At 69.4% G+C, this 9642-nt stretch carries 10 protein-coding genes; 8 read left to right on the forward strand and 2 right to left on the reverse strand.

Features of this window, described 5'->3' with window-relative positions:
- Positions 1–122 precede the first annotated feature (122 nt).
- The 4 genes from HUU99_RS11510 to HUU99_RS11525 all read left to right on the forward strand — a co-directional run bounded on the left by HUU99_RS11510 (position 123) and on the right by HUU99_RS11525 (position 3476).
- The gene (locus HUU99_RS11510; protein WP_174286735.1) at positions 123–752 is read left to right on the forward strand and encodes a histidine phosphatase family protein; all 630 of its coding nucleotides are present in this window, start codon (positions 123–125) and stop codon (positions 750–752) included.
- Complete coding sequence (locus tag HUU99_RS11515; RefSeq protein WP_174286725.1) at positions 749–1225, forward strand: hypothetical protein; 477 nt, start codon at positions 749–751, stop codon at positions 1223–1225. The genes HUU99_RS11510 and HUU99_RS11515 overlap by 4 nt, the downstream gene beginning before the upstream one ends.
- A gap of 143 nt (positions 1226–1368) precedes the next feature.
- Positions 1369–2574, forward strand: coding sequence for a 23S rRNA (adenine(2503)-C(2))-methyltransferase RlmN (gene rlmN, locus HUU99_RS11520; RefSeq protein ID WP_254603139.1), 1206 nt, complete (start codon positions 1369–1371; stop codon positions 2572–2574).
- 146 nt (positions 2575–2720) lie between these two features.
- The gene (locus HUU99_RS11525) at positions 2721–3476 is read left to right on the forward strand and encodes a sulfite exporter TauE/SafE family protein (protein ID WP_174286726.1); all 756 of its coding nucleotides are present in this window, start codon (positions 2721–2723) and stop codon (positions 3474–3476) included.
- 52 nt (positions 3477–3528) lie between these two features.
- Here HUU99_RS11525 and HUU99_RS11530 read toward each other — a convergent pair whose 3' ends face one another.
- On the reverse strand, positions 3529–4146 hold the full coding sequence (locus HUU99_RS11530; protein WP_174286737.1) for a flavin reductase family protein: 618 nt from the start codon (positions 4144–4146) through the stop codon (positions 3529–3531).
- A gap of 116 nt (positions 4147–4262) precedes the next feature.
- On the opposite strand from HUU99_RS11530, the gene HUU99_RS11535 reads away from it, so the two are divergent.
- Positions 4263–5489: an SAM-dependent methyltransferase gene (locus tag HUU99_RS11535; protein WP_174286727.1), complete on the forward strand. Its 1227-nt coding sequence runs from the start codon at positions 4263–4265 to the stop codon at positions 5487–5489.
- Positions 5490–5592: 103 nt separating this feature from the next.
- Here the strand turns inward: HUU99_RS11535 and HUU99_RS11540 are convergent, their stop codons facing one another.
- Positions 5593–5973, reverse strand: coding sequence for an EF-hand domain-containing protein (locus HUU99_RS11540; protein ID WP_174286728.1), 381 nt, complete (start codon positions 5971–5973; stop codon positions 5593–5595).
- Positions 5974–6120: 147 nt separating this feature from the next.
- On the opposite strand from HUU99_RS11540, the gene HUU99_RS11545 reads away from it, so the two are divergent.
- From HUU99_RS11545 to HUU99_RS11555, 3 genes are all read left to right on the forward strand, one after another.
- Positions 6121–7356 carry an argininosuccinate synthase gene (locus HUU99_RS11545; RefSeq protein WP_174286738.1) on the forward strand — a complete coding sequence of 412 codons (1236 nt, stop codon included), beginning with the start codon at positions 6121–6123 and terminating at the stop codon, positions 7354–7356.
- 104 nt (positions 7357–7460) lie between these two features.
- Positions 7461–8288, forward strand: a complete 828-nt coding sequence (locus tag HUU99_RS11550) for an HpcH/HpaI aldolase/citrate lyase family protein (protein WP_174286729.1) — start codon at positions 7461–7463, stop codon at positions 8286–8288.
- A partial coding sequence (locus tag HUU99_RS11555) for a DEAD/DEAH box helicase (protein WP_174286730.1) occupies positions 8285–9642 on the forward strand: 1358 nt, incomplete at its 3' end. The genes HUU99_RS11550 and HUU99_RS11555, both read left to right, overlap by 4 nt.

Here is a 9642-nt window from a genome sequence, read left to right on the forward strand (position 1 = left end):
CCGGGGGCCGCGCCCACCGGTTCCTACCCAAATAGCGGGCCCCCGGGCAAGCGCCGCGGCTGTCGCGCGAAAACGGTAAAGCATCGGTTGACGATGGCGGCGGCGTGGCGGACAGGGCGGGGATGCGAAGGGGAAGGGATTTCATCGCGCGCCACGGGGAGACGGTGTTCAACGCCGCGCGGCGGCTGCAGGGCGACGCCCCGCACACCCCGCTGACCCGCGCGGGCTTCGCGCAGGCGGACGAGCTCGGGCGGGCGATGCTGGAGGAACTGGGGCCGGTGCCGAAGCTGACGCTTTGGGCCTCGCCGACGGGCCGTGCGCTGCAGACGCTCGCGGTGATCGCGGAACATCTGGCGCTCGATTGGCACACCGCGCGAACCGATGCGCGGCTGGTCGAGATCGGGATGGGGTCGTGGGGCGGACGCGCTTATGCCGATGTCGCCGACGAGGTCGGGGAGATGTTCGTCGGGGCGACCGGCGCGCTGCGCGTGGCACCGGACGGCGAGGATTATCCCGCGATCGAGGCGCGCGTTCGTGGCTGGCTGGCGGAGACCGACGACGATCCCGGCGACCGGCTGACAGTGATGCACGGCATCTCCAGCGGCGTGCTGCGCGGTGTGATGACCGGCCGTGCGCCCGATCCCGCGATCGACGCGCCCTTCGCGCCAGGGTTGCCGCAGGGATCGATCGTCTGCATCGAAGCCGGGGTCGAGCGCGTGGTGCACTGGGGCGCGGGGTATGCGCCGGCGTGAAGCGGCTGGCGCTGTTGGTCGTGTTGGCAGCGGCGCCGCCGGTCGCTGCGCGAGAGACGATCGGCATCTACAAGGGCTGGGGTGCGTTTCGTGACGCGCGGCCGCCCCGCTGCTTCGCGATCGCCGAGCCGGTGCGTGCGGGCGGGGCGGGGCGGCCCTTCGCCAGCGTCGCCGATTGGCCGGGGCGGGGCTTGCGCGGATCGTTCCACATCCGCCTCAGCCGCGAGCGCGACCGGTCGGCGGGGGTAACACTGTCGATCGGCGAACGGCGATTCGCGCTGATGGCGGACGGCGTGGACGCCTGGGCCGCCGATACCGCGAGCGACCGGGCGATCGTGGCGGCGATGCGCGACGGGCGCAGCATGAGCGTCGAGGCGGTGGGCGCGGGGGGGCATCCCTTCGCGGATGTCTACGCGCTCCCCGGCGCGGCGACCGCGATCGACGCGGCGGCGCTGGGGTGCGTGGGGCTTTAATGGGATACGGCGTCACCCCGGCCTCGTGCCGGGGTCCAGGGCCACGGGCGGAATCGTTCGCGGCTCTGGATGCCGGGACGAGCCCGGCATGACGGGAGAGGGCGCGGTGGCAATTCTTCCGGATTTCCCCTATACGCCATCCCATGCAGACCGCCGCGAACCTGATGCCCATTCCCGGGCATATCGACCCCGTGCCCGTCCCCCGTGCGCTCGCGCCGCGCAGCGACGGGCGGATCGACCTGCTCGGGTTGTCGAAGGACGATTTGCGGATGGCGCTGGAGACGTCGCAGCTCGACCCGAAACAGGCCAAGCTGCGCGCCAAGCAGCTGTTCCACTGGATCTACAACCGCGGCGCGACCGTGTTCTCGGTCATGACCGATATCTCCAAGACCATGCAGCCCTGGCTCGAACAGCGCTTCGTCATCAGCCGACCGCAGGTGGTCGAGGCGCAGGTATCGACCGACGGCACGCGCAAATGGCTGCTGCGGACCGACGACGGCAATGATTACGAGATGGTCTTCATCCCCGATGCGGACCGCGGCACCTTGTGCGTGTCGAGCCAGGTCGGCTGTACGCTCAATTGCCGCTTCTGCCATACCGGTACGATGCGGCTGGTGCGCAACCTGACGTCGGCGGAGATCGTCGGGCAGGTTATGCTGGCGCGCGACGTGCTGGGCGAATGGCCGAGCCAGCCCGAGGGGCGGATGCTGACTAACATCGTGATGATGGGCATGGGCGAGCCGCTGTATAATTTCGACGCGGTGAAGGGTGCGCTGAAGCTGGTCATGGATGGCGACGGCCTCGGCCTGTCGCGGCGGCGGATCACCCTCTCCACCTCCGGCGTGGTGCCGATGATGGCGCGCGCAGGCGAGGAGATCGGCGTTAACCTCGCGGTGTCGCTGCACGCGGTGACCAAGGAAGTGCGCGACGAGATCGTGCCGCTGAACCGCAAATACGGGATCGAGGAACTGCTGCAGGCCTGCGCTGACTATCCGGGTGCAAACAATGCGCGGCGGATCACGTTCGAATATGTCATGCTGCGCGGCAAGAACGACAGCGATTCGGACGCGCGCGAACTCGTCCGGCTGATCCGGCAGTACGATCTGCCGGCGAAGGTGAATCTGATCCCGTTCAACCCCTGGCCGGGCGCGCCGTACGACACCTCGACGCCCGAACGGGTGCGCGCATTCTCGGCGATCGTGTTCGACGCCGGCATCTCCGCACCGGTGCGCACCCCGCGCGGGCGCGATATCGACGCGGCGTGCGGGCAGCTGAAGACCGCGAGCGAGAAGAGGAGCCGCGCGGAACTGGATGCGCAGGCGGAGGCGAAGCTGCTGGCGCTGGGGTGAAGCCCTCGTCACCCCCGGGCCCCCCCTCGACGCCGCCTGCGGCGTCGCTCGGGACAGGCTTGCGCCGGGGTCCAGGGCGTCGCAGGACACGTCATGGTCTTTGCGGCCCTGGACGCCGGGACGGGCCCGCATGACGAAGGTATCACATGGACCTCACCACGCTCGCCCTCCCCGCCGCCGCCGGCCTCGTCGGCGGCGCGATGAATGCGCTCGCTGGGGGCGGGACCTTTGCCACGTTGCCGGCGCTGATCGCGGTCGGGCTGCCCGCGAACGTGGCCAACGCGACCTCCAACGTCGCGTTGCTGCCGGGCGCGGCGACGAGCGTCTATGCGTTTCGCGACGAGATCGGGCCGGTCGGCGGGGTGCCTATCCGATTGCTGGCGGCGATCACCTTTGTCGGCGGACTGATCGGCAGCGTCCTGCTGGTGCTGACGCCGTCGCACAGTTTCGACGTCATCATTCCCTGGCTGCTGTTGTTCGCGTTCGTCGTGCTGGCCGTCGGCAAGCCCGCGGCGGCGTGGCTGCATGGGCGGGTGACGATCGGGCCGCGGACGCTGATCGGGGCGCAGGCGGTGCTTGGCGTTTATGGCGGCTATTTCGGCGGCGGGGTCGGGCTGATGACGACCGCGGTCTACGGGTTGCTGGCGGGAATCACGCCGCGGGCGCTGTTCGCGCCGCGCACGCTGATGCTGGCGATCGCGAATGCCGCCGCGGCGATCGTGTTCGTTGCGACCGGGCTGGTGCGGTGGAGCGCGTGCCTGCCGATGCTGGTCGGGGGGATCCTCGGCGGTTGGGCCGGCGCGCATGTGGGCAAGCGATTGCCGGCGGGTGTCATCCGGGCGTGGACGTTGCTGGTGACGGCGGCGACGACGGCGGTGTTCTTCTGGCGGGCCTATGGGTGAGAGGGGCGGTGCCTCTTTTCGTCATGCCGTGCTCGTCCGCCGGGATGACGGTTCACCCCGGCCGCCGCATCTCGAACCGCTGCGCCTCCGTCACGGTGAAATAATCGGCCGGGCCGCCGCCGCGGCTGACCGGTTCGGCCAGCACCGTCCTGTACGATCCGTCGACCAGCATGCGACGATCGATATGGATCCCGACCGCTTCGCCGATGACCAGCCATTGGTCGAGCGCGCGGCCTTCCTTCGTCTCCAGCCGGATCAACTGCGTCAGCCGGCATTCGAACGCCACCGGGCTGTCCGCCACGCGCGGCGGGCGGACCAGGCGCGAAGGTTCGGCCTTCAGCCCGGCGAGCGCGAATTCGTCCACCTCCGGCGCGACCCCGGCGGAACTGGCGTTCATCGCCTCGGCGAGCGGTCGCGTGACGAGGTTCCACACGAATTCGCCCGTCGCGGCCACGTTCGCCACGCTGTCCTTCCACCCCACCGAGGAAAAACCGATCAGCGGCGGGCTGTAGTTCAGCAGGTTGAAGAAGCTGTACGGCGCGATGTTTCGCGTGCCATCCTCCGCGATCGTGCTGATCCAGCCGATCGGGCGCGGCGCGACGATGGCGTTCAGCGGATCGTGCGCCAGGCCGTGTCCGGTCGCGGGTTCGTAGAAATGCCAGTCGGTCATCGTCGCTCCGTTGCGTGGATGGCCGGACAATGCATCGATCTCCGGATCGGTCCCCACCTATCTCAGCGATCTTTTGCTTGGAACGCGGCCGCGATGGCGTTTAGACGACGCGGACAATGGCACTCATCGACCTGTTCTTCGCCCGCCGGGTCCTGCGCGGGCAACTGACCGTCACGCATGCGAACGGAATCGTTCGCACCTTCGGCTCGCCGGACCCCGATTTCCCTACGGTCGCGATCCGCTTCACCGATCGCGGAGCGGCGAATTTCATCGTCCGCAATCCCGGGCTGGGGGCGGCGGAGGCCTTTATGGACGGCCGGCTGATCGTCGAGGGCGACGATATCAAGGCGCTCGTCGACCTGCTGACCGGCAACGATCCGTGGGAGCAGGGCGGCGACCTGCTCGCGCCCGGCATCGCCCGGCGATCGGTGCAGGCGATCACGCACCGGATCGGCCGGATCAACATGGCGCGCGCGTCGAAGCGCAACGTCGCGCATCATTACGACCTGTCCGACCGGCTGTACGATCTCTTCCTCGACGCCGACCGGCAATATAGCTGCGCCTATTTCACCGATCCCGCGAACAGCCTGGAACAGGCGCAGGCGGACAAGAAGGCGCATATCGCCGCCAAGCTGGCGATCGAACCGGGGATGCGCGTCCTCGACATCGGCTGCGGCTGGGGTGGGATGGCGCTGTACCTGCACGCGAAGACGGGTGCCGAGGTGCTGGGCGTGACGCTGAGCGAGGAACAGCTCAAGGTCGCGCGCCGCCGCGCCGCGGATGCGGGCGTGTCGGACAAGGTGCGGTTCGAGCTGATCGACTACCGCGCGGTCACGGGCACGTTCGACCGGATCGTCTCGGTCGGCATGTTCGAACATGTCGGGCCGGCGCATTACAAGGCGTTCTTCCGCCAATGCTGCAATCTGCTGGCCGACAAGGGCGTCATGCTCCTTCACACGATCGGCCGGATGGGCACGCCGGGGGTGACCGACGACTTCACAGCCAAATACATCTTTCCCGGCGGCTACAACCCCGCGCTGTCGGAGATCGTGCGCGGCTATGAGGGTCTGCGGATGTTCCCGACCGATATCGAGGTGCTGCGGCTGCATTATTCCTGGACGATCGACGCCTGGTATGCGCGCACCGTCGCGGCCAGGGACGAGATCGTGGCGATGTACGACCTGCGCTTCTACCGGATGTGGATCTTCTACCTCGCCGGCGCGTCGGCGGCGTTCCGCAACGGAAGTCTCTGCAACTACCAGCTGCAATTCTCGCGCAGCCGGACGGCGCTGCCCGTGACGCGGGATTATATGCTGGAGGGCGAGCGGGGGTTGCGGGGATGACATCCTCCGTCATGCCGGGCTTGTCCCTGCATCCAGAGGCGCACGCGATGTCTGTGGGGCTCTGGACCCCGGCACGAGGCCGGGGTGACGAGCAAGGTCGTTACTACCGCCCCTTCGCCGCCCCCGCCGCCGCGCGTTCGTCCGCGTCGATCTTGCCGTCGTGGTTGCGGTCGTAGAGGTCGAACGTCTTCGCGAGCAGCGTCTGCCCCTCGGCGCGGGTGACCTTGCCGTCCTTGTTGGCGTCGGCATGGTCGAACCACAGATCGGCGAGCCGCTTGGCATGGACCGGATCGATCCGGTTGCCCGACGCCTGCATCCGCCCGATCCGCGCCTGCACCTCCGCTCGGGTGAGGACGCCGTCGTGATTGGTGTCGGTCGCGGCGAATTCCAGGTCGTATTTCGCGGCCGCCGAGGCGCGCGTGTCCTGCGCCGCGGCGGGGACGGCAATGCCCGCGAGGGCGGCGGCGAGAGTAAGGCGGATCATGGTGGGCTCCAACGAAGGTCGGCGCGCGCACTGACCGCACACGCTTGTATCGCCGATGAACGGCGGGCGGTTGCGCGCGGCTGCGCGAGGGCATATCGGCGCGCCCAACCCTGACGACAGCCGAGGACGATCCCGTTGAGCGATGACATCAAGCGCCCCGTCGGCGGTGCCGACATTAAAAAGGTGGTACTCGCCTATTCCGGCGGGCTGGACACCAGCGTCATCCTGAAATGGCTGCAGCAGGAATACAGTTGCGAGGTCGTGACCTTCACCGCGGACCTGGGCCAGGGCGAGGAACTGGAGCCCGCGCGGGCCAAGGCGGTGATGATGGGGGTGAAGCCCGAACACATCTTCATCGACGATCTGCGCGAGGAATTCGTGCGCGATTACGTGTTCCCGATGATGCGGTCGAACGCACTGTACGAGGGGCTGTACCTGCTCGGCACCTCGATCGCGCGGCCGCTGATCGCCAAGCGCCAGATCGAGATCGCGCGGATGGTCGGGGCGGATGCGGTCAGCCACGGCGCGACCGGCAAGGGCAACGACCAGGTCCGCTTCGAACTCGGCTATTACGCGCTCGCCCCCGACATCAAGGTCATCGCGCCGTGGCGCGAATGGGACCTCACCAGCCGCACCCGGCTGATCGAGTTCGCCGAGCAGCATCAGATCCCGGTCAGCAAGGACAAGCGCGGCGAGGCGCCGTTTTCGACCGACGCGAACATGCTGCACACCTCGTCCGAGGGGCAGGTGCTGGAGGACCCTTGGGCCGAAGTGCCCGACTATGTCTATTCGCGCACGGTGAATCCTGAGGACGCGCCGGACGTGCCCGAATATATCACGATCGACTTCGAGCGTGGCGACGGCGTTGCGATCAACGGCGAGGGGATGAGCCCCGCGACATTGCTGGAGACGCTCAACGACTATGGCCGCAGGCACGGCATCGGCCGGCTCGACCTCGTCGAGAACCGCTTCGTCGGCATGAAGTCGCGCGGCATGTACGAGACGCCGGGCGGGACGATCTATCACCTCGCGCACCGCGGCATCGAGCAGCTGACGCTCGACCGCGGCGCGGCGCATCTGAAGGACGAACTCGCGCCGCGTTATGCCGAGCTGATCTATAACGGCTTCTGGTTCAGCCCGGAGCGCGAGATGCTGCAGGCGGCGATCGACCATAGCCAGGAGAAGGTGTCGGGGACGGTTCGGCTGAAGCTCTACAAGGGCGGGGTGTATGTCGTCGGGCGGCAGTCGCCCAATTCGCTATATTCGGAGAAGGTCGTGACGTTCGAGGACGATCAGGGCGCATACGACCAGCGCGACGCGGCGGGGTTCATCAAGCTGAACGCGCTTCGGCTGCGGTTGTTGGGGCGGCGGGATCGGGAATGAGCGATCTTTCGTCATCCCGGGCTCGTCCCGGCATCCAGACCGCACGCGATTCGCTCGCGGCCCTGGATCCCGGGACGAGTCCGGGATGACGGAGTAGCACGCCAATGACCTGCCCCCGCCGCGCCGCGCTCTACCTCCCCGCTTCCAATCCGCGCGCGATCGCGAAGGCGCGGACTTTAATCGCGGATGTGATGATCCTCGACCTGGAGGATGCGGTCGCGCCCGAGGCGAAGGCGGACGCCCGCGCCGCAGCGGTCGCCGCGATCGACGAGGGCGGGTTCGGGATGCGCGAACTGGTGGTGCGGGCGAACGGCCTCGGCACCGGATGGGGTGCGGACGATCTGGCGGCGCTTGCGGCGGCGAAGCCCGATGCGATCCTGGTGCCCAAGGTCTCCGACGCCGCCGATGTCGCGATCTATGTCGAACGCGCGGGTGGCGTGCCGGTCTGGGCGATGGTCGAGACCGCGGGCGCGGTGTTGCGGCTCGACGCGATCGCGGCTGTGCCGGGGCTGGCGGCGCTGGTGATGGGGACGAACGACCTCGCCAAGGATCTCAGGATGCGGCCGGGGGCGGACCGGTTGCCGATGCACGGGTTTCTCGCCGCGACGGTCGCGGCGGCGCGGGCGCATGGGCGGATCGCGCTCGACGGCGTGTGGAATGCGATCGACGATGCCGCTGGGCTGGCAGCGGAATGCGCGCAGGCGGTAGCGTTCGGGTTCGACGGGAAGACGCTGATCCACCCCGGACAGATCGATGCGTGCCTCGCCGCCTTCCGCCCCTCCGCCGCCGAGATCGCCGCCGCGGAAGCGATCGTCGCCGCCTTCGCGCAGCCCGGGGCGGCGGGGAAGGGTGCGATCCGGCACGCAGGCGGCATGGTCGAGCGGTTGCACCTTGCCGAGGCGGAGGCGCTGCTCGCACGGGCGAAGGAGTGAGCGACCTGCCGATCCATGCGGTGCTGCCCGACCTGCTGGCGGCGCTGCGCGCGGGATCGAACGCGGTGCTGGTCGCGCCGCCGGGCGCGGGCAAGACGACCGCGGTCGCGCCCGCGCTGCTGGCCGAACCCTGGTGCTCGGCTGAGATCCTGCTCCTCTCCCCTCGCCGCCTTGCCGCGCGCGCCGCCGCGGAGCGGATGGCGGCGACGGCAGGCGAGCCGGTCGGGCGCACGATCGGCTATGCGACGCGACTGGACAGCAAGCGATCGGCGGCGACGCGGATCACCGTAGTGACGGAGGGAATCTTCGTTGCGCGCATCCAGGCCGATCCGGAACTCGCGGGCATCTCCGCGGTGCTGTTCGACGAGGTGCACGAACGCAGCCTCGACGGCGATTTCGGGCTGGCGATGGCGCTGGATGCGCAAGCCGCGCTTCGGCCCGACCTGCGGCTGGTCGCGATGTCGGCGACGCTCGACGGGTCGCGCTTCGCCGCCTTAATGGGGGACGCGCTGGTGATCGAGAGCGAGGGGCGCAGCCACCCGCTGACGCTCGTCCATATCGGTCGCGGGGCGGGGCGGATCGAGGACGATATGGCCGCCGCGATCCGCCGCGCGCTGGTGGAACGGGAGGGCGGGGTGCTCGCCTTCCTGCCCGGCGTGGCGGAGATCGAGCGGACCGCCGAGCGGTTGACCTTGCCCGAGGGTGTCGTGCTGCACCGGCTCCACGGCAGCCTCGATCCCGCCGCCCAGCGCGCCGCGATCGCGCCCGAGCCGGGGGCGCTGCGCAAGGTCGTGCTGGCGACGAGCATCGCGGAGACCAGCCTGACGCTGGCAGGCATCCGCATCGTCGTGGACTCCGGGCTCGCACGCCGCGCGCGCTATGACCGGGCGGCGGGGATGACCCGGCTGGTGACCGAGCGCGCGTCGCAGGCGGCGATCGTCCAGCGCGCCGGGCGCGCGGCGCGGCAGGGGCCGGGGGTGGCATATCGATTGTGGGAGGAAGCGGCGACCGCCGGCCTGCCGCGCTTCGATCCGCCCGAGATCTTGGAGGCGGACCTGTCGGGACTGGTGCTTGCCGCTGCCTTGTGGGGGGCCGGTGATCCGCGCGATCTCGCGTGGCTCGATCCGCCGCCCGCCGCCGCGGTGGCGGAGGCACGGGCGCGGCTCGCGGTGCTGGGCGCGATCGATGGCGATGGGCGACCGACGCCGCACGGCCGCGCCATCGCCAGGCTGCCGATGCCGCCACGGATCGCGCACATGCTGGTGCGGGCAGGGGAGATGGGACTGGCGCGCGTCGCGGCGGAGGTCGCGGTGCTGCTGGGCGAGCGCGGGCTTGGCGGGACGGATGTCGATCT

Source organism: Sphingomonas bacterium, from assembly GCF_903642285.1.
GTDB lineage: Bacteria > Pseudomonadota > Alphaproteobacteria > Sphingomonadales > Sphingomonadaceae > Sphingomonas.